This is a genomic window from Massilia pseudoviolaceinigra, assembly GCF_030846505.1.
Classification (GTDB): Bacteria; Pseudomonadota; Gammaproteobacteria; order Burkholderiales; family Burkholderiaceae_D; genus Telluria_A; species Telluria_A violaceinigra.
Genome location: NZ_JAVCWL010000144.1, coordinates 1 through 528, shown reverse-complemented (window position 1 = coordinate 528; position 528 = coordinate 1). Strand labels below are relative to the sequence as shown.

2 protein-coding genes are annotated in these 528 nt (G+C 64.0%); both read right to left on the bottom strand.

All coding sequences use genetic code 11. The features are described 5' to 3' along the window. The coding region (locus RBA40_RS33485; protein ID WP_306653241.1) for a hypothetical protein at window positions 1-249 on the bottom strand (249 nt) is incomplete at its 3' end. 14 nt (window positions 250-263) lie between these two features. After that, window positions 264-458 carry a hypothetical protein gene (locus RBA40_RS33480; protein WP_306653239.1) on the bottom strand — a complete coding sequence of 65 codons (195 nt, stop codon included), beginning with the start codon at window positions 456-458 and terminating at the stop codon, window positions 264-266. Between the last annotated feature and the right edge of the window lie 70 nt (window positions 459-528).

Sequence of the window (528 nt, the reverse complement as noted above, 5' to 3'; positions counted from 1 at the left end):
CACGCCGACGCCGAGCCGCGCCGCCTTGAGGATCGCCTTTTGTTGCGGGTAGGACGAGGCGTAAACCGTCACCTGAACGCGCGCAGTGACCACGCTGTTTCCAGCACGGGCGACTGTGTCGTGCTCGATACCGCTGATTTCAGTAATGCCGATCGCCGGCAGCGTACCGGTCGGGATCGTGCCGGCGGCAATGCGCGCGGCGGGCACCAGGGCAGTGAGGGGCGCGTGGGCGACCAGCAGCGCACGCATAATTGCAACTGCGCTCATTTCTTGCGAGCCGCGATCTTAGGCTCTGGCGCCGGTTCGGCGCGGCCAGGCGATGGCACCGCGACACCCTGCTTGATGTGGTATTGCGCCAGGCGATCGCCACGCGGACTGGCGACCGTCTCGTACTCGGTGCCGGCCGCCAGTTCGCGCACGGTCTCCCCATCGAGCGAGCCTTGCACGGTTTTTGTCATCAGAATTTTCATGATTACCCTGGGTCTGGAAGGTTGATGCCCTCGGCAGTGAGCCTTGAGCGGATTTTTT

Excerpts from the sequence above, each read along its gene's own strand:
- RBA40_RS33480 (WP_306653239.1), bottom strand. The coding sequence starts at position 458 with ATGACAAAAACCGTGCAAGGCTCGCTCGATGGGGAGACCGTGCGCGAA.